This is a genomic window from Paenibacillus sp. JMULE4 (assembly GCF_013337105.1).
Classification (GTDB): domain Bacteria; phylum Bacillota; class Bacilli; order Paenibacillales; family NBRC-103111; genus Paenibacillus_G; species Paenibacillus_G naphthalenovorans.
Genome location: NZ_SGWF01000016.1, coordinates 62,012 through 81,666, shown reverse-complemented (window position 1 = coordinate 81,666; position 19,655 = coordinate 62,012). Strand labels below are relative to the sequence as shown.

Here is a 19,655-nt window from a genome sequence, read left to right as displayed (position 1 = left end):
TAACCAAATAGAATAGCCAAACTTAAAAAAGCTGAGGAAAAACCCCCAGCTTGCACCGTTATCGTTTCATACCGGATAACCGTTTTCACCGCTTGTTGCTTCAACCCGCACCGCCGGTTCCAACAATCCCGCTTCGATGCATGTAAGAATGGACAAGGCCTTGACGCCGGCTTGAAAGCGGATGTGGATTCGTTCCCCGTTGATTTTAATAATTTCTCCCCGGCCAAAAACACGATGTTCTACGATGCTACCCAATTTCAATTCATTTTTATTTCGGATTGCCTTCGGGTTATGAGGCTTTGACGGTTCTTCTTTAGGCACTTGTGTTTGCATCGGCTTTGGAGGAGCTATAATGCTGCGGACATCCGAAACAAACAGGGACTCTTTTACCTTTTCGCCATCCCGTTTTTGGTACGTGATGAGCTTCAGTTCCATTTTCGCCCGGGTCATCCCCACATAGAATAAACGAACCGCTTCCTCCATGAACTCCTGCTTCCCTGCACCGTTTTTCTCCAAATCATCATTAGAAGGGATAATGCCGTCAATCAAATCGATCATATAAACCCGCTTAAACTCCAGGCCTTTTGCGCTGTGAAGCGTGGAGAAGGTTACCGCATTGCGGTTCTTATTGAACCTTGAGCTTTTCATCACCGATTCCAAATACTTTAACCGCTTCGCAAAATCCTCCATCGTTTCAAGACCGTCGGCAATCTCTTCCAGGGTGTTCAGGATCCCGAACACGTATTCCTTTCTGAAGCCCAGACGCTCGCTCATCTTTTCAACGGCTTTCTCGTACCCCAATTTTCTCCGAATTGCACGTATGGCGTCCAACGGCGGAATTCCTTTCATTTGTTGGAGGGTCTCTTTGCACTCCTGCAGCGGTTTACGCTGATAATCTTTGAGTTCGACGTAATTCAGCAAATTATCAAAGACCGATTCGTTATTGGTTATTTCCTTCAGTGCGGCCATTTGACGTCTGGTAATATACCCGTTGATCTTGGTGTGAATCTCTTCCAAAATATCCGCACGCTTATCCGTAAAGGTCATCCGCATAAAGTTTAAGATGTCCTTCACTACCCAATGGGAAAAAAATCGAATATCGCCATCCTTCATGTAAAAAGGAATCCCCGCCCGGTCAAATTCGTTCATTAATGGAATGGAAGAAGCATTGTTCCGGTACAGCACTGCCACATCACGCAGGCTTTCCACCTTTTGGATCTCCTGAACCAAGTATTTGGCCTGATCTTGATAATCGGCCAAGCTCCTGATTTTAATCGGCTGATGAGACGGGTTATGGGTAAACATGTTTTTGTCATACCGGCTTTTGTTTCGTTTAATGAACTGGTTGGCCGCACTTACAATGTCTTTGGACGACCTGTAGTTCTGCTCCATAAACAAAATAACGGCTTTCGGATACACTTGCTTGAAGTTAAGCAAATAGGAAGGCTCCGCACCTCTCCAGCCGTAGATGGATTGATCGTCGTCGGCTACGACGCAAAGATTGCCATGCCGGCGGACCAGCTTTTCTATGATGGCGTGCTGCACCAGTGAGGTGTCCTGGCTTTCATCCGTAAGCACATAATCGTATCGCTGCTGGTATTTGCGCAGCAGTACCTTATCCCGCTCCAGAATCTCATTTCCCAGAGTCAGCATATCATCGTAATCGATCAGCAGCTTATCCGAGCCCGACCGTTTAAACGCCTCATATTCCCGCAGAATCCGTTCAGCTTCCTTGACATCGCACTCCACGAGCGGCCATTCTTCCCTGGGGATCATTTTGTTTTTAATATAGCTGATATACGTAGTCAGCTCGTCCATTTGATCATCCGTGATGATTTCGCCAACGATCGTATTAAATAAATGTCTTAAAATATGCTTCTTATGCAGCGGCGGGTGCTCCGAATCAAAATCGACCCGCTCCTCCAAATCGATGTCCCCTTCAATCATTTGATAGGCTGTTCCCGTTTGACGAAAATGCTCCCGGACGATCTCAAAGGCCAGACTGTGTAGGGTAGAGAAATCGACAGGTGGAAGATCTGGGAAAAAGCGTGTGAACCGCTCCTTCATATCGGACGCCGATGCGCGGCTGAAGGTCACCGCCTTGATTCGTGACGGAGCCACTCCCTTCACTTCAATGAGATAGCCGATTCGCATAATCATCGTAGTCGTCTTCCCCGAACCCGGAGCCGCCAAAAGAAGCAAGGGCCCCTCCGTCTGCAGAACCGCCTGCTTCTGGACATGATTTAAGGCCACGCCGTGGTCTTTGTGCTTTCGATTGAAAAAATCTGAACTGGCTTCCATACCGAATTCCCTTTCTAAATCACTTCTATGCTATTATAGCACCTCCGTCAAATATTGGCTTTCTCTTGCAGTAGTACGGACTGCCCGTTCCCTAAGACATATTACAGCTTCTCGGTATGAAGCATACCTCTTACGGCTGTGACGTGCTAGCTCTGGCCGGTACTCCCAAAGATCCTCATTGGCAAGCAGAGTTGTTCCATATAATAAAAATGAAGCCCATTTATAGAGCTTCATTCAACCGCTATTCCTTACTGAATTGTTTTTCTATTTCTTTTTCTGCAAAGCCTCTTGCTTCAACTCCGCTAATTTTCGTGTCCATTCTTCCGAATCGCCGAATTTACCCTCTAATTGTTGCATCATTTTCAAAAGCTGGTCCGAAGACTGTTGGGAGGCTCCGAAACCTATCGCCGATCCCGCTTTGTTGGAAATGCTGTTCATGTTCCGCGTCACTTTATAAGGCTCGCGGTTTAATAACAAGCTTGCCACATCCGGACGGGAATAGTGTCCGGTTGCATCATGCCAATGAGCCATGTCGGCGATCATGTTCAAATCGACCTCAGCGTATAGAATTCCTTCTTCTCCTTTCAAAGGACCTGCCAGAATCGCCCCGCCGGGTGCGATGATGGCCGTCCAACCGCCGCCAGGTTTGATCCACTGCCCCTGATAATCGGTCTGCGACAATTTCTCAACGTTTTCTTTGTCGACCGTACTTTGGGAATTTAGGACAAAGCATTCTCCCACATGCGCATGATAGCGGGCGGAAAGTTCCGTGGACATGTCGAACAGGGTTTCCCATCCCGTAATGCTCGAGAATCCGACCCAAACGGCGCAATGAAGCTGAGCACGCTGGGCAATAAGAGAATGGCGCACCAAATCCATGGTATGTTCCCAACATACGAGTCCGCTCATCCGGCCCAGATCCGTATCATATACATTCAGGTAGCTTCCGTCTCCCATGCCCCAGTGTACGCGCTCCACATGGGTCGGCATCAATTTTCTGTGCTTGCCGAATATTTTCCCCCGGTTATCGATAAACAAAATCGTGTTGTAGCATGTATTCCCGTCGCGTTCGGATATGCCGATTACCACGTGGATATTATTTTTGTTAGCGCTTTCACATAAGGCATCAACGGTTTTGCTTGGAATTTCAACCGAGTTCAAAAACCATTCTTTAAACAGCCCATGGTACCACATGGGGGTTCCGAGCCAGATGTGATACGGGTACCCGGGGATGTACGATTTAAATTATATAAAAGGAACAATTTTCCAGTAAATCTTTTTATTGCGTTTTTAAAATGAAAATCAAATTTACATAATATCAAAATAATGCCATAAAAAATGGCCGCTGACGTAGGCATGGCCATATTCGCGCAGCCGTTCAATTCTCCCTGCTATTGTCTTCTATCTCTTATCCTTGCCGTTAGCATCATACCGCGCTCCGTATCATCCTACCAGTCGGCCAGTATATCCCTAAGGGAAGCAAGGACATAATCCGGCTCGATCCCCGTTAACACGATGTCTTTGCGTGAATCCGCTCCTGTCAGGACGAGCGCAGAATACATGCCGTGATCATTGCCGAAGCGGATGTCGGTTTCAATCCGGTCGCCGACCATCAGGCACTCCTCCGGAGCGATATCCAGCTTCTGGAATACCTTTTCCGCATAATAAGCCGAAGGCTTGCCGATCACGGTAAACGTCTGCCGCAGGCTTGCCGTCTCCAACGCCCTTACCAACGACCACGTATCGGGTATCGCCCCGTCGTCCAGCGGACAGAACGGGTCCGGGTTGGCCGCGATGAGCAGCGCCCCGTTGCGAAGAGCCTTCATGCCTTGGGTGAGCCGGTCATACGTAAACTGCCTGTCCATTCCAACCAGTACATGCGTTGCACCGGACGCATCCTCGGTCGTTTCTACGTCAAAGCGCTCCAGCTCCCGCTTCATGGCCTGTTCACCGATCATCAGCACCCTAGCGCCCGGTTCATATTCCTGAAAATACATGCCTGCAGCACATGATGCTGTCATAATTTCAGACTCGCTGCAAACGACCCCAAGCTGCTCCAGACGCATCCGCACCTCTTCTACCGTACGTATGGTCGTATTCGTCACGAACAGCAGCGATTTGTTTTGTTCGCGGAGACGATTCAACGTGGACAGCACACCCGGGAGTAAGGTATCACCGGAATACACGGTGCCGTCCAGATCAAACAAATAGCCATGAAATTCATTTAAACTTTTGGGGCGTTTGGCATACTGCCCTTTGGTCTTCGCCTCTTCCCTTCGCCTAAAATCGTGCTTGCTTTTGCGATATGTCCAATATCCTGTCACCTTCGTGCCTCTTTTCCACAAAAAATAACCCTTGTCCGAAAATGAAAAAAGCGTCATCGAACCATCGGATAGATGCTCCGGCTTTTTTGGCATTTTACTGAACAAGGGTTTTCTCCTCTTCTCAACCCATATTCACCAGTAAATCTGTTCTACTTATAGGTAGATCATAAGATCGTTTTGTTAAGGGGCGATAAACGACATGTTGTTGTTTTGTAAATTTCTCCATGAAGGCCGCTGCCGCCACATGGACGGATCACCGCTGGAAATAAAATCCGCGCCGCTTTCCAGCGCTTCGATTATTTCCTCCTCATAACGGATCAGGCCGCCCACAATCAACGGCTGCTTAATCGTGTTCTTCAGCTCGCGAATGACCCTTGGCATCAAACCGGGCATTAGTTCGACCTCATCGGGCTGTGTGCTGGCGATCATTCGAATGGCCGTATGGACGGCCGCCGTATCAATGGCAAAGATGCGCTGAATGCTCTGGATTCCCGCTTGCCTGGCCGCAGCTACCGCATTAGACTTTGTCGTTACGATCCCGTCCACCTTAAATTGCTTCGCCAAGTAGTCCACGGTGTGCGAATCCCTGCCCAAGCCCGAGACCATCTCCAAATGGACGTAAACCTGTTTGCCGCTGTCATGGATTTGCTGAATGATCGTTTCCAGATTACCGATATGTCCTGCCATCAGATTCACCCGTTTGACGCCGCTGTCCAGCACGCTTTGTATTTGCTCCTCCTTAGTGACCGAAGCGATGATCGGATAATTTTTCATGAATTCCACCTCCACATGCCTTGTTACCACTATACACTTCAAATGTTTGCGGAGTGTTAACTCCCCCGTTTCAAACCGGATTTTATGAAAAGTGATGAAAAACTCTGAAATTCGTTAAAATCCTGAGACCGAGTGGCATGATACCCGCTTTCATTGATTTTCATTGGAAATGATTGCCGTTTTCATAGAGGAATATCGGCTTTGTCAAAACCTGACGGAGATACGATAATAAAGCTATAGATCGGGAGGAGGTTGTTCAAATGTTAAAAAAATTGGTGGCTGCTTTGAACAAGTTTATCGATGCTCTGGAAGTCAAGGAAGACAAAACCAATTCGGTTTACAATCAGTATCGCAGCCGGATGTACGAATAAAAAAAGGGTGATTGGATGAAGCCGAATCATGAATAAGACCCTGTTCTCTCCGAAACCGGACGGAATAGGGTCTTTTTGCGCGGATGGAATCATTTAGAAATTTGGGTTTACGACATGGAGGAGATAATGGTAGTGTAATAGATATTGTCTTATTATTGTTTAAGCTGCAAGGAGGAGAACGACATCAAGATCAAAGGAGTTTTTATGGTTCTGTGCGCGGCTGTCTGCTGGGCGTTATCCGGAATCGCGGCTCAGCTGTTTTTTCAGCATTTTGCGGCAGCGCCCGGCATCCTTGTCTCTATTCGTCTGCTCTCTGCCGGTGTCATCATGATCCTGCTGCAAAGCCTGATTCAGGGAACCAAAAACGCTTTTTCCGTCTGGTCGCATAAAAAGGACCGGCTTACCTTACTTGTCTTTGGTTTAATAGGGATGTTAGGCGTTCAATACACCTTTTTTGCCGCGATTCACCATGGAAATGCGGCCACAGCCACCCTGCTGCAGTATTTGGGACCGATCTTCATCATCGTCTATGTTTCCCTGCAGTTCAGACGAATGCCCGGCAGCCGGGAGCTCATTGCGTTCCTGTTAGCTCTGACCGGCATTTTCTTCATGACGACGAGCGGCTCTGTCGATTCTTTAACGATAACATTGGAAGCGTTTATATGGGGAATCCTGTCCGCCATAGCCGCGGCATTCTATACCTTGTTCCCGGCAAAGCTGTTGAAAGCCTGGGGACCGGTTTCCGTCGTCGGCTGGAGCATGGTCATCGGCGGTGTCGGACTTAGTCTGTTTCACCCGCCATGGTTTTTCGATTGGAGCCAAGGCTCCCTGCTTCTGTTTGCCTTGCTTGCGTTTATTGTCATCGTAGGCACCATTACTCCATTCTATCTGTTCCTGGACAGCCTGCGGTTTGTCACGCCGGCCCAGGCCAGTATCCTCGGCAGCGCCGAACCGTTAACAGCCGTACTGGTTACCACCGTATTTTTACATACGCCTATGGACCCGGTCCAGCTCCTCGGCAGCCTTTGTATCATCGTGTCCGTCCTTGTCTTGGCGCTTCGATCGGCCCGCAAGGATGCCTCCGGCGCCGACAAGACCGCCTCTGGATAACCCATGGGTTAGTCCTGTAATTTTCTATGGTACGTCGGAAAAATGCATCGTAACCGGCCCCGTCAATACCTCAATGGCCTTTGAAGCCAATGCTTCGGGCAGCAGATTTTCGGATATCCGGATTTCCTTTAATTCCAACGTATTTTTAATCCGGACGATTCTCACTTGATGAAAATCGGGCACATTACACGTTTTTATCGCCGCCTGTATCGCCAATTTTTCCGTCGGAAGAACCATGGGAACCTTGACAGGGGTTAGGACCGTGCTTGTAAAAGCATTCATATAGCCCTTTTCCCAATCCATTTCATCAAAAAGCTTACGCGTAATCACATCCGCCGAGCCGATGCCCAGCGCATTGCCCCGGGTTTTGGCCGTTAATCCCAGAACTGCAATACGGCTGATGGCGGGAGCCGTGCTTTTGACGTACGGTGTATGGAAGCGTCCGGTTATATTAGGGTCCATGCCGCTGCCGGATATATCCTTTCCGATCTCATCTACAATCAAGACATCGATAGGATCGAACAATAACCGGGGCATGAGGGACTTGGCTTCCAGCAGTAACCCGGGTTCGATGTCTTCCAGCCGTTCGGCAGGTACGGCAGCGATCCTGGCGGGCCGGTCATAAGCATTCTCAATAACAGCTACTCCAAAAATAACAGGGAGCTTGGAAAGAACGATTCGGGCCATCTCGGGGACATGCTCAGCCATGTATTTAAAACCGTAGGCATGAGCGGCATCAGCTCCCTTATGCTTCCCGAGGCCAATCGTGATCATTTTCATCAAACCGCTTTCGATCGGACCGCTGAAGGCGGTGTGCGGTTTAATCCGGTTAATCACGATAATCTTGTCGGCTTCATAAGCAATTTTATCGGTGTAGACAGGCAAACCCTTAGGTAATCAGCCCACCTCCACGACGTCCATGCTCGAATGTACGGGAGCCCCGACGGATTGTTCCGTAACCCCCAATTGCTCCAATACTTCGGCCTGGCCTTCAGCCGTCGCTCCGCCGTGGCTTCCCATAGCCGGTACAATAAAGGGATGGGCACCGGCAGACTTGACGGCGCGGACGACCTCTCTTACGATAATGGCAATATCGGCTATTCCCCGGCTGCCCACGGCTATAGCGACCCGATCTCCTTGAGAAACCCGCGGCAGAACGCCGGCTTCCTTCATCGCTTTGCGGACAACCGATGCCGTATCGCCAATTTCGGGAGCAATGAAGTGTTGCTGTACTTTGATCATCCTGGGAATCGGAATATCGCGCAGTAATGCTATGATTTTATTCATCATCGTTCTCCTCATGTTTCAGGATCGGGCGCTGCGGCTACATTCCGTTTACGACATGCTCGGGTCTTTTTTTGTTCACAAGAACGTCCACGATATTCCGCACGCAAATCATGCCGATTTCATTGACAGCTCCGCTCGTATAACCTGCAATATGAGACGTGGCTATACAATTGGGCAAACCAAACAGCGGATGCTCCCGAACCGGTTCTTGTTCGAATACATCCAATGCGGCTCCGGCAATGGAGCCGTCTCTTAAAACCTCGTACAGGGCATCTTCGGATACAATCCCGCCCCGGGAAGCATTGATCAGATAGGCGCTTTTCTTCATCATGTCCATTTCTTTGCGCCCGATGAGATTTTCCGTTTGTTCCGTAAGCGCGATATGAAGAGTTACAAAATCGCTTTTACTCAAAAGCTCTTCAAGGGAAACGAATGTGACCTCATGCTTCTCCGCGAAGCTGTGATCGGGGTAAGGATCAAAGGCCAGAATATTCATATCAAAGCCTCTGGACCTGCGGGCTACTTCCTTGCCAATGTTGCCGAGCCCTATGATGCCAACCGTTTTCCCATAAACGTCGGAGCCAAATATTCTTGGCCACTCGCCCTTTTTGGTTAATTCGACGGCCGCCGGAATTTGACGGGCCAAGGAAAGCATTAAGGCAAAGGTAAAGTCAGCTACCGCATGCTTGTTGGTATTGGGAACGTTCGTCACCCAAACTTGACTTTTCCTGGCCGCTTCCAAATCGATGTTATCCACCCCTACGCCATGTTTGCAAATAATCTTTAAATTCGGCGTACGAGCCAGAACATTCGGCGTAATGGCATTAAAAGCAACAATGGCGGCATCCGCATCCTGGATTTCGGCAATAAATGATTCCTCTTGAATATCCGCCGGCAATTGAACCAACTGCATCCCATGTTTTTCTAGATATTTCACAGGCTCATTCGAATATTTGGCAAAGGATGGCGATGTGGATACGACTTTCATTACTGAATCTCCCCTTTAGAACCTTTTCTCGCGGTAAAGAAAACTTTCAGCTCCGCTGATAACTTAGATTTTCTTCTATTATCAAAAACCGTGCCGAGGCCGATCCACGTCCGGATCACACCCACGTTTACATTTCAACATCCGCCGAAAGACCATCCTTCTTTTTCATCAGCCCCGCAACAAAGCTTGCGATCAGAATCATAGCAGAAAGCACGAGCAATGTTGCGCTTAACGGACGCGTAAAGAAACCCATAAAATGGCCTTCGAACAAGGCAAGGGATTGCAATAATGAATTCTCCATCAGTTCCCCTAATACAAAAGTGAGCACGATGGGTGCGAGCGGAATATCCACTTTTTTGAATACATATCCCACAATGCCGAAAACGAACATAGCCGCTACATCCCACAAGCTGTTTTTGACGCTGTATGATCCGATGATCGATATAATCAATATGATTGGAAACAGTAATTTTGCCGGAACCAACGCAATTTTGGCCCAAATCCCGGCAAGCGGCAGGTTCATGATCAGAAGCAGCAGATTACCGATAAACATGCTGGCGATAATCGCCCATACAATATCCGGGTTTTTTACAAACAGTGTAGGCCCCGGGGTAAGACCATGCATGATGAACGCTCCCAACAAGACCGCAATCGTCGGCGAGCTGGGAAGTCCTAAGGTAAATAACGGAATAAGAGCTCCGCCGCAATAAGAATTGTTAGCCGTTTCGGGACCGGCCACGCCTTCAATGGCTCCTTTTCCGAATCTGGAAGGATCTTTGGCCAATTTTTTCTCGAGCGAGTAAGACAAAATCGCCGGAATGACGGAGTTCGTCCCGGGAATTAACCCCATAAGAAAGCCGAGAAGGCTTCCTCTGCCAATGGATTTAAGCGACGGCTTCCATTCCTCCCGCTTAGGCAGAACGCCCTTCACCTTCGGAATTTTCTGCGCTTTCTCCTGATTTTCGAGTCCGCTTAAAATTTCGGATAAGCCGAATAGGCCCATCGCAATCATCACAAAATCAAGGCCGTCCATTAATTGATCCTGGCCAAAGGTAAGGCGCACCGTTCCCGTCATCGGGTCCATGCCAATCATAGCCAACACCAGGCCTATGACGGCTGCAACGAGACCGCGAATGAGGGATTTTCCCATCAAGCCAATGACCATGATCATGCCTAACACCATCAGCCCAAAAAACTCCGGCGGACCAAACTTCAGAGCATATTCGGCAACGGGAGGACCGATCAGAACAAGCCCGATAATGGAGATGGTCCCCCCGATAAACGAACCGATCCCTGCTATTCCAAGCGCGGCGCCCGCACGCCCTTGCTTGGCTAGCGGATGTCCGTCCAGGCATGTGATGACGGAAGCAGCTTCCCCGGGGGTGTTAATTAACACCGAAGTAATGGTGCCCCCATACATGGCGCCGTAATAAATCCCGGCAAGCATAATAATGGCGGATACAGGCTCCATACCGAAGCTGATCGGAAGCAGAATGGCGGTAGCGGTTGTCGGACCAAGCCCCGGCAGCACGCCCACAAGCATCCCTACGGTTACTCCGATCAAACAATACAACAAATTCCAAAAGGACAGGGCCGTTTCAAATCCGTGCAATAACATGTTGAAGGATTCCATCAGCCTCACCTACCATCCAAAAGAATTAACCGGCAACGGGATTTTTAGAAGAACCGCAAAAACGACAAAAAAGACCAGCGTGACCACCGTTGAAATGGCCATTCCCACATACCATTTGTAGGCTTGCATGAACATGAGGGAAAGCATCGCAATGCCTGCCACACAAAAACCGGTAAACGGGACAATCAGAAGAAAAAAAAGGAACGAACCAACAAAAAGCAGCACCCTTCGCAATGCTTTACCCTTGGGTAAGATGTCGCTTACCTCAACTTCTTTTTTAATAAAGGATTCGATAATATACAGCACGGACAGAAGGATCAGCAATCCGCTTAACCATAACGGGAACAATCCCGGTCCCGGCCCGATTGAACCGCGATATTCCAAAGATAAGGAGCTGAAAAACATCGTGCCTGAAAAAAGCAGCAGGACAAGGCCTACCCAAACCCCCGCATTTCTCACAAGGAAACACATCCTTTAATCATATTGCTCTTTACTGCCGTTAAAAAAGACTGCTTACCCTCCGTGAAGCACCATCTCATGATTGTTTATGGTAAGCAGCCCAGTCGCTGCATGGAAGTATCTTATTTTCCAAAACCGATCTTATCGATCCATTCTTTGGTCACTTTCAATTCTGTACGGATTTTTTCTTCCACTTGATGCGGGCTGTCGTTATTGGCAATCAAGTTTGATTTCGTCAAAAAGTCATGAAACGCATCAGATGCGAAAGCCTTGGCGAATGCTTTGTTTAAAACCTGATATACATCCTCCGGCGTACCTTTGGGAACTGCGATAAATTTGTACACGCCCCATTTGACGTCAATGCCTTTTTCGCTCATCGTAGGCACGTCGGGCATTTCCGGTACACGCTTTTCATTGAATACGCCGATAAATCTGATTTTCCCGGACTTCACATACTCCATCAGTTCTCCCGGATGGGCTATACCGATATCCACTTGCTGGCCAAGTACGGCCGTGGCTACTTCCGCTCCCGACTTGTAAGGAACGTGCTGTCTTTTCATCCCCGCTGTTTCAAAGAAGGTTTCCGCAGCCAGATTAGATAATCCGCCGGCGCCCGATGTCGCATATTTAATCGCCTTACCGCTGCCTTTGGCATTCAGTACATCATCAAGTGTTTTATACGGGGAATCCACATGCGCTGCAAATACAAGATCTTCAAAGGTCGTAGCGTGCACGATTCTGAAATCATCAATGGAATATTCCAGTTGGTTCAGGAGCGGCTGCGTAGTGAAAGGGCTGTTCGAGCTAATGACCAAGGTATATCCGTCAGGCGCAGACTTGGAAACCTCCGTAACCGCCAAGGTTCCCCCTCCTCCGGCCTTATTGACCACCATGACCGGCTGGCCAAGCTCTTTCTCCACCTCTTTGGCCAATGTGCGGGCCATCAAATCGGTGCTTCCTCCGGCAGCCCAGGGAACGATTAAATTAATCGGTTTGGTCGGGAATTTGGCCTTTGCCGCTTCCGGCTGACCCGATTGGGCTTGCTCTCCTTGCTTAGGCGCCTGTGCGCAGCCGAACAGTAAAGTTAAAGTTAACAGCACAGCCATCATAGTAATCACATTTTTCTTCATGTATAATGACCTCCCTAATAGAATATCAATCAACAACTTACACATATATAATAAAGCGCATTCATTTAAACCATTGCACTACCGTTCGATGCCTGGATAACGCCCTTCTGAATATAGGCATCCATAACCTTCATGAGCTGGTTGTATTTTGCCTCAGGCAGCGCGGCAACAGGAGCTCTGGCCGGCCCGACAGGCAAGCCCATGATGTTCATCGCTTCTTTTAAGACGGTTGGCAATGTCCCCAGTCCCATGGCCGATCGAATGGCCCTTAGCTGTTTTTGCCCCTCCTCGGCTTCCGCAAAGCGTCCCGCTTGCCAGTGAGTATAAATCGATACGACCGTCTCCGGTAAAATATTGGCTGTCGCCGCTATAGCTCCTTTACCTCCGGCCATCAGGGTCGGCAAGATGAGGGAATCCGTCCCGGCTAATACGGAAAATTCAGGTCCGACGGCATCAAGATATTGCAGCGTGTTATCAAAGCTTCCGCTGCTGTCTTTAATCCCGACGATATTAGGAATTTGAGATAATACCCCAACCGAGCCTGGCAGCAGGCTGTTCCCCGTTCGGGATGGGATGTTATACAAAACGACAGGAAGGCGGGTCGAATCGGCAATCCGTTTAAAGTGCTCCACGAGCTCGTCCTGTGTGAACGTCAGAAAATACGGCGTAATGACGGAAAGCGCATCGGCGCCGATTTCCTCCAGCTTTTTGACCATACGAACGGTTTCGGAAGTTGTGATACAGCCCGCACCCACATATACCGGTACTTTCCCTTTGACCTCATCTATAATGATTTCGGCAATTCTTATTTTTTCATCGAACGTTAGTGAAAAAAACTCTCCGTTCGTTCCTAAACAAAATAATCCATGAACACCGGCGTCCACATATCTTTTAACTAATTGGCGGAGTACGGGTTCATTTACTTCTTCCGATGATGTAAACGGTGTCACCATAGCCGGAATAATGCCTTCTGGTTTTAACATTCGATGGTTCCTCCTCTATGTACGAACGAACATAATCCGAATAATGAAATAGCATAAGAAGATCCAGAACGATACAGTGCTACAGTGTTACCGCTATCATAAATGTAATGATGAAACGGCCACTGATTCTGATATTGAACACCAAGTATATTAAATGTTGTATACATGGTAGCTAGAGCCATCATACTTGAATTGGTTTTTACAGTCAATCCTTTCTGAATAAGATGAACTCCTGAAATTGGCATGGCGATCGCTGCCCGTTTTCACCTTCTTTTTTTGTTTTATGTTGTATACAACATTAATCAAATCATAATGGATGATTAATGATTTTGTCAACGTATTTATATAACCGCTTCCAAATAAAATGGGAAAACCTTCTCTGCAATTGACGTCATTTGTTAATGGCTGTAATATAGAAAATGAAATATGATGTATATAACATATAGGCATCATAATCGTGAAGGGTTAATGATAGTCTCTTATGAAGAAAAATGGATCAAAAGGAGTTTATATATGGAACTGCCTAAAATCGATACTTCGAATTTATGGGATAAAACCTATAATATATTAAAGGAACGAATCATCCGCCGGGAATTTAGACCGAATCAAAAGCTCTTAATCCCCGAATTGGCCGAGCAGCTTGGCGTAAGCAGAACACCGATTCGGGACGCATTAAACCGTTTGGAGATGGATGGTTTGGTGACAACGGTATCCAAGGTCGGCACTTTTGTTAATGGCATCGAGATTCATGATGTATTAGACATTATGGATACTCGAATGATGCTGGAATTTTGGGTGGCGGAAAAGTTGGCTGATGTCCCCAAGGAGGAACTGGAAAAAGAATTAATGGTGATGGAGGCCATTATTCAAAGATCGCTTAAAGATATAAAAACATTGTCTTTAAAACAATATTTACAAAACGATTACAATATGGCGTTCCATCTGAAATTTATGGAGTTGGGCAGAAACAATAAAAATACTGAAATTTATAAAAATATTATGAATTACAGATTTTTGGCGGCCGAGACCTCTTTAATTTCAGAGGATATGATTACTACTGCCGCCAATCAGCATCTGGCGATTATTCAATCGTTAAGAGACGGGAATGTTCAACAGATCAAATCCGTTATCAAAATTCATTTAGACGATTCCAAAGAACGTCTAATCCTCAAGATCGATAAGAACGGCGGAATTATTTGATCATTCCGCCTTCTTTAAGTTTATTTTTGCACAGCGACAAGATAATGCTAATCCAACGATGATCATCCCGCTTTCTTATCGGCTTTTTACTAGCAGGTCTACAGCTTCCTTCACAATCATGCCCGTATCCTTTCCTTTTTCCTTCTCTTCAATAATGCATTGCTCCAGATTGACGGCGACGATGTAGGCCATCGCTTTATCTGCGGCGCTGCGTACAGCGGAAAGCTGTGCCACGACCTCCTTGCAATCTTTGCCTTCCTCCATCATTTTCAAAATACCGCGAACTTGCCCTTCGATGCGTTTAACCCGACGAAGCACGCTTTCATCGTATTTTATCATTCGATTTTCCTCCATTCCGATCCCGTCCAGGTATATTAATAGCCGCTCCCCCTGCGCAGTGCATACAACTGAGAGAAGCCTTTATTTTTGAGTACACGGGCGGCTTTTATGCTTTTACGGCGGCTATCGGCGAGGATCAGGACAGGCTCGTCCGGTGAAAGCTCATTCCGCCAGACGAACGGCAGACGACCTAACGATATATTAATTGAGCCGGGATAATGATTTTTCTGATAATCCGCCGCGTCCCGTACATCAACAATTTTCAACGTCGTCATTTCTTCCCGTGCCGCCTCCAATATCCTCGAATCTACGAAGGACAGCCCGCTTACAGGCCAGACACTTCTTATGAACCATATCAATCCGATGGCCAACAGCACCAATAAAATAGACACTTTCCTTCCCCCTCGCAAAAACCCGCAACCGCTTCAAACCTCAAGTATCCGTTTGCGGCGGCTGCCCTGCATCCAGCTGAACACTGTATTTTCTATGATTGCTATTAAATAAACAGGTTGACTTTCCTTTTAAATATTACTTATACCCCTACAGGTAATATAACGTGTGCGGTATGGTTTTGCAATCCTGCAATCCTCGAATGGATTGCCAAATCTTATACATTTGCTTTGGCCTCAGGCCAGTTCGTGTTTATTCCTCCTTATTTATCGTGAATCGCACAACGGTTAGGACCCATTTCCATTTCACGCTGTTCTTCGTCCGTCGGTTGAATTTTGCCCATATTGGTTTGACGAATCGCCTGATAGGAATTAGGATGCTGCGGCAGATTATCGGTAACCGCGCGTCTGAATTCCGCTTCATCCGGGATGTTTAGCCCGGGGTTGCTTTGGTACAGATCTCCCAAACGGGCGGCTGCTTTTCCGCCTTCACCCAGCTCGGATATTTTTCCGAAGTGGGCGGGAAGCACGATTAAATCGTCGGACAATTCTTTGTAGCGGCTGTACAGGGTATGACGCAAATCCCCGGCCCAATCCTCGGCTTTCCCCGCCAAGTCCGGCCGGCCGATCGATTCAATAAATAAAATGTCTCCGGTCAGCAAATACTGATCATCGACAATAAGCGATGTACTCCCGATCGTATGGCCCGGCGAGTATACAGGTTGAATCTTAATCCGTGTGTTTCCAACCGTAATCTCTTTGCCGTCCTCGAGCTTTTCGTAGGCAAACACGACCTCTGCCGCATCCTTTGGAGGCAGCCAGTAGGCTGCTCCTGTTTTCTCTGCCAGGATTCTTCCTCCGGAAATATGATCTGCGTGCAGGTGGGTATCGATCGCGTGTTTAATCGTCAGCCCGTTTTCTTTGGCAAAGCGCTCAATCACGTCAGTCATTCTAACCATGTCGACAACAGCTGCTTCGCCATCGGAAACGATCATATACGAAAGGCAGCCTTTGCCGATACGGACAAACTGGTAAATGGAGCCCCCGTCCTTCAAATCGCCGATCTTGACCGGCTCCAAATACTCGCTCCAGGACTTCATCCCGCCTTCAAGGTAATAAATAGGGCTCCGGCCGGCCTCTGCAAGCTGTTCGGCAACAAATTTGGACGATCCTTCTTTGGCGCAGACAACGAGAATCTGTTTGCCTTCCGGAATCCGACTCAGAACAGAGTCCGCTCCCTCCAGCCATTCAAAATACGGGATATTGAGGATTTCGATGCTTTCCCCTTCCATTTTCCAGTCGTTAAAGTCACTTTCGTTGCGGACGTCCAGAATGAACAGTTCTTTCTTATCGAGAATAAATCTTGCCGCTTCTTCCGCCGTCATTCCCTGTATATCGTCTGCCGCAGCCATATGCCCGATCCCCCTTTAATTAGAACGTTAAAGTGACGTTGGCATCCTTCGCGAAATCCAGGAAGGTCACGGCCCCGCCGACTTCGATGCCTTCAATGAAATCTTCTTTCTTCATGTTCATCACATCCATGGTCATTTGGCAGGCGATGATTTTGACCCCCATGTCTTGCGCCATATGAACCAGCTCGGGAATGGACGGTACGTTGGCTTTTTTAAATCCTTCTATAAAATTCTCTTTACCCGCAGGCAGCGGCAGCTGCCGATATCCCTGTTTATGAATGAGATTAAGTCCTTCAAAGGTGAAGAATATAGCGACTTCGGAATCGGTAGCGGCCGCGGCCGTGGCGATGTTGAATACCTTATAGGCATCGAACAATCCGCCGTTGCTGGCAATAATAGCGACTTTCGTTGACATCAGGAATGACCTCCGTTTATTTTATTGATTTTTCTCGGTCGGACCGGTCCAGCCGGACATACCGGGCAGGATGTTTTTTACGTTTTTAAAGCCATTGTCGGCGAGCAGCCGGCAGGCCAAATCGCTCCGGGTGCCCGTTTGGCAAACGACATGTATTTCCTGCTCCGGTTTCAGCTCGATGAGCCTGTTTTCCAACTGGCCCAATGGGATGGAAACGGCCCCGGGAATCCGATGAAAAGCATATTCCGCAGGTTCGCGCACATCCAACACCAACGGTTTTTCATTGGATTCCAGCTTGATTTGCAGCTCCTCGTTCGTCAATGTATGCGGAAATTTTGTTGCTTCCTTGACTTCATTCGGGTTGGCTTTACGCAGGTAATGCTTCAATACCTCTCCTTCGTGAATGGTTCCCAAATATTGATGCCCTGTGTTCTTTGCCCATCCCCGGATATCTGCCAATGAGCCTTTATCGGTAGCCTGCACTTCAATGACTTGACCGGGATTCAATTGGTCCATGGCTTTTTTCGTTTTGACAATGGGCATCGGACAAGCTAGTCCTTTACAATCCAATGTTAGATCTGCTTGAACCGCTGACGGCGTCGACATCTCATAACCTCCATTTTGGATTTATTATTTTATACTTATACTCCTATGCGTATCAAAAAAGCTTGAATTTTTTCTCTGCAGCCAATAGATTAGTACTCGACTTCTCCAGTCCATTCCATCATGCCTCCCGGCATATTCATGACCTTATAACCGAAAGACTCCAGCATTTCGCAGGCTAATCCACTCCGATTGCCGCTGCGGCATACGACGATGGTTTCTTTCTCAGGATCCAGCTCCGTATGCCGTTGACCAAGCAGCCCCAATGGAATATGCCTGGCGCCGGGGATATGCCCGGACTCCCATTCGTTATCTTCCCGAACATCCAGAATGGTCAATGCTTCCCCCCGTTCTAATCTTTGTTTTACTTCCTGAGGTTTCATCTCTTTTGAATATTTACCTGCCACTTTTATCACTCCTCCATATGTCAAAATATCGATGACTCCTTTTCATTTTATACTTATACCCCTATGGGTATTATATTATGATGTTTATGTCTTTCTGTCAACACTCCCCCTGTCATCACCGGCATTACTTTTCCTGGAAGTCCCTCCTGAAGTTCCGGACAGTAAAAAGCTTCCCGGCTGTCCTAGGACCGCGGGAAGCTTGCTATCGCTGAATTCATGCATTCATACTCACGTGCGGACAAACAACAAAAATATTCCGATGAAGAAAGCTATAAGCACAACCCAACTCACTATAGCAACCCAAATTCCCGAGCTTCCATCTTTAGTTTCCATCTTGTCCACTCCATACATTTGATTACCTATAACTTTCCCAATAACAGGACGAATATGCAATCAAAATGTAAATCCCCTTCATGCGCCATCCTCCGCTTAAACATAAGGTACAAGAAAAAGGGGGCCGATTCCTGCCGTAATAACGCCTGCGGGAATGCCGAGCGGTTGAAACAGCAACCTTCCTGCCAAATCCGCGGTTGCCATCTCCCTTCGGCCAGTCTAATATTTGATCAAGGCGGCTCCCCATACCAAGCCTGCACCGAATGCCGTCATTAAAATCGTATCCCCATGCCGGATTCTCCCGTCCCTTACCGCTTCGTGAAATGATACCGGTATGGTTGCCGAGCAGCTGTTTCCATAATTGTGAATGGTCTTGACCACTTTCTCTTCCGGAAAATGAAGATTCCGTGCCACAGCGTCTATGATGCGTTCATTGGCCTGGTGCGGAATGAACCAATCTACTTGATCGATGCGATACCCGCTCCTCTCCAATATTTCTTCGGCACCCGAGGTCATGGCTTTTACAGCCGCCTTGAATATTTTCCCTCCATCCATGACCATTTTGGATTTATATTCTTCCGAAGCCGGGTGCCTGCTGCCCCCGCCCGGAACATATAAAAACTCGAAAGCTACCCCGTCGGCATGAAGCGATGTCGAGATGATTTCACCCTCATCGTTATCCTTCATTCGGGAGACGATAACCGCTCCCGCGGCATCGCCGAAAAGGATGCTCGTGTACGGATCGGAATAATCGGTTAGTTTGGATAATGTATCCGCACCAATCACAAGGATGCACCGGTGCATCCCCGCCTTGATATACTGGTCGGCAATTTGAAGCGCAGATAAGAATCCGACGCAGGTGGAATGAACATCCATGGCACCGATAGGACGACATCCCAATTGACGCTGAATTTGGCAAGCCACAGGCGGAAGAATATGATCAGGCGTTTCTGTAGCAACAAGAATCAAGTCAATTTCCGATGCCAGGATGCCGGCGTCATCCAACGCATCTAACGCGGCCAGATAAGCCAAATCCGACGTGGCTTCCGAGACGCCCGATATCCGCCTCTCCCGGATGCCCGTTCTGCTGACGATCCACTCATCTTCTAAAGAAATCAGTCGCTTTAAATCTTCGTTCGTCATACGTCCCGTCGGCAAATAAGCGCCGATCCCGCTTATCGCGGCTCTATACATCAC

General features: G+C 47.9%; 18 protein-coding genes and 2 pseudogenes. 2 read left to right on the top strand and 18 right to left on the bottom strand.

Annotation, left to right across the window (positions count from 1 at the left end):
- Positions 1 to 66: 66 nt before the first annotated feature.
- The 4 genes from EXW96_RS17665 to EXW96_RS17650 form a co-directional block, all read right to left on the bottom strand.
- A complete protein-coding gene (locus EXW96_RS17665; protein WP_174351077.1) occupies positions 67 to 2,301 on the bottom strand; it encodes an ATP-dependent helicase in 2,235 nt (744 codons plus the stop codon).
- Between the two features lie 264 nt (positions 2,302 to 2,565).
- Entirely contained in the window at positions 2,566 to 3,495 is a 930-nt protein-coding gene (locus tag EXW96_RS17660; RefSeq protein ID WP_174351076.1) for a carbon-nitrogen hydrolase family protein, read from the bottom strand.
- A gap of 254 nt (positions 3,496 to 3,749) precedes the next feature.
- The gene (locus EXW96_RS17655; protein WP_309225138.1) at positions 3,750 to 4,625 is read right to left on the bottom strand and encodes an HAD-IIA family hydrolase; all 876 of its coding nucleotides are present in this window, start codon (positions 4,623 to 4,625) and stop codon (positions 3,750 to 3,752) included.
- A 180-nt stretch (positions 4,626 to 4,805) separates the two neighbouring features.
- Complete coding sequence (locus tag EXW96_RS17650; protein ID WP_054817412.1) at positions 4,806 to 5,399, bottom strand: glycerol-3-phosphate responsive antiterminator; 594 nt, start codon at positions 5,397 to 5,399, stop codon at positions 4,806 to 4,808.
- Between the two features lie 575 nt (positions 5,400 to 5,974).
- Between EXW96_RS17650 and EXW96_RS17645 the strand changes: the two genes are divergently transcribed.
- Positions 5,975 to 6,880, top strand: a complete 906-nt coding sequence (locus EXW96_RS17645) for an EamA family transporter (protein ID WP_217437411.1) — start codon at positions 5,975 to 5,977, stop codon at positions 6,878 to 6,880.
- Between the two features lie 24 nt (positions 6,881 to 6,904).
- On the opposite strand, the pseudogene EXW96_RS17640 reads toward EXW96_RS17645, so the two are convergent.
- The 6 genes and pseudogenes from EXW96_RS17640 to dapA all read right to left on the bottom strand — a co-directional run bounded on the left by EXW96_RS17640 (position 6,905) and on the right by dapA (position 13,360).
- A pseudogene (locus EXW96_RS17640) lies at positions 6,905 to 8,167 on the bottom strand (nickel pincer cofactor-dependent isomerase, group 22).
- A 37-nt stretch (positions 8,168 to 8,204) separates the two neighbouring features.
- The gene (locus EXW96_RS17635; protein ID WP_062409585.1) at positions 8,205 to 9,155 is read right to left on the bottom strand and encodes a phosphoglycerate dehydrogenase; all 951 of its coding nucleotides are present in this window, start codon (positions 9,153 to 9,155) and stop codon (positions 8,205 to 8,207) included.
- Positions 9,156 to 9,282: 127 nt separating this feature from the next.
- Positions 9,283 to 10,788 (bottom strand): tripartite tricarboxylate transporter permease, encoded by a 1,506-nt coding sequence (locus EXW96_RS17630; protein WP_174351075.1) that lies wholly within the window; start codon positions 10,786 to 10,788, stop codon positions 9,283 to 9,285.
- A 9-nt stretch (positions 10,789 to 10,797) separates the two neighbouring features.
- On the bottom strand, positions 10,798 to 11,247 hold the full coding sequence (locus tag EXW96_RS17625) for a tripartite tricarboxylate transporter TctB family protein (RefSeq protein WP_062409587.1): 450 nt from the start codon (positions 11,245 to 11,247) through the stop codon (positions 10,798 to 10,800).
- Positions 11,248 to 11,369: 122 nt separating this feature from the next.
- Positions 11,370 to 12,377, bottom strand: coding sequence for a tripartite tricarboxylate transporter substrate binding protein (locus tag EXW96_RS17620; protein WP_054817408.1), 1,008 nt, complete (start codon positions 12,375 to 12,377; stop codon positions 11,370 to 11,372).
- A 65-nt stretch (positions 12,378 to 12,442) separates the two neighbouring features.
- Positions 12,443 to 13,360, bottom strand: a complete 918-nt coding sequence (dapA, locus tag EXW96_RS17615) for a 4-hydroxy-tetrahydrodipicolinate synthase (RefSeq protein WP_174351074.1) — start codon at positions 13,358 to 13,360, stop codon at positions 12,443 to 12,445.
- A gap of 513 nt (positions 13,361 to 13,873) precedes the next feature.
- Between dapA and EXW96_RS17610 the strand changes: the two genes are divergently transcribed.
- Complete coding sequence (locus tag EXW96_RS17610; protein WP_062409590.1) at positions 13,874 to 14,560, top strand: GntR family transcriptional regulator; 687 nt, start codon at positions 13,874 to 13,876, stop codon at positions 14,558 to 14,560.
- 75 nt (positions 14,561 to 14,635) lie between these two features.
- On the opposite strand, the gene EXW96_RS17605 is transcribed toward EXW96_RS17610, so the two are convergent.
- The 8 genes and pseudogenes from EXW96_RS17605 to EXW96_RS17575 all read right to left on the bottom strand — a co-directional run bounded on the left by EXW96_RS17605 (position 14,636) and on the right by EXW96_RS17575 (position 19,652).
- Entirely contained in the window at positions 14,636 to 14,899 is a 264-nt protein-coding gene (locus EXW96_RS17605; RefSeq protein ID WP_054817406.1) for a metal-sensitive transcriptional regulator, read from the bottom strand.
- A 35-nt stretch (positions 14,900 to 14,934) separates the two neighbouring features.
- Entirely contained in the window at positions 14,935 to 15,291 is a 357-nt protein-coding gene (locus EXW96_RS17600) for a rhodanese-like domain-containing protein (RefSeq protein ID WP_174351073.1), read from the bottom strand.
- 260 nt (positions 15,292 to 15,551) lie between these two features.
- On the bottom strand, positions 15,552 to 16,700 hold the full coding sequence (locus tag EXW96_RS17595) for an MBL fold metallo-hydrolase (RefSeq protein ID WP_174351072.1): 1,149 nt from the start codon (positions 16,698 to 16,700) through the stop codon (positions 15,552 to 15,554).
- A 19-nt stretch (positions 16,701 to 16,719) separates the two neighbouring features.
- Complete coding sequence (locus tag EXW96_RS17590) at positions 16,720 to 17,115, bottom strand: DsrE/DsrF/DrsH-like family protein (protein WP_062409593.1); 396 nt, start codon at positions 17,113 to 17,115, stop codon at positions 16,720 to 16,722.
- Between the two features lie 21 nt (positions 17,116 to 17,136).
- A complete protein-coding gene (locus EXW96_RS17585) occupies positions 17,137 to 17,721 on the bottom strand; it encodes a sulfurtransferase TusA family protein (RefSeq protein ID WP_174351071.1) in 585 nt (194 codons plus the stop codon).
- 89 nt (positions 17,722 to 17,810) lie between these two features.
- Positions 17,811 to 18,101 carry a rhodanese-like domain-containing protein gene (locus EXW96_RS17580; protein ID WP_062411026.1) on the bottom strand — a complete coding sequence of 97 codons (291 nt, stop codon included), beginning with the start codon at positions 18,099 to 18,101 and terminating at the stop codon, positions 17,811 to 17,813.
- A gap of 383 nt (positions 18,102 to 18,484) precedes the next feature.
- Positions 18,485 to 18,656, bottom strand: a pseudogene (locus EXW96_RS27690) (iron chelate uptake ABC transporter family permease subunit); the annotation flags it as partial.
- Between the two features lie 21 nt (positions 18,657 to 18,677).
- Positions 18,678 to 19,652, bottom strand: a complete 975-nt coding sequence (locus EXW96_RS17575) for a beta-ketoacyl-ACP synthase III (protein WP_074729886.1) — start codon at positions 19,650 to 19,652, stop codon at positions 18,678 to 18,680.
- Positions 19,653 to 19,655: the final 3 nt, after the last annotated feature.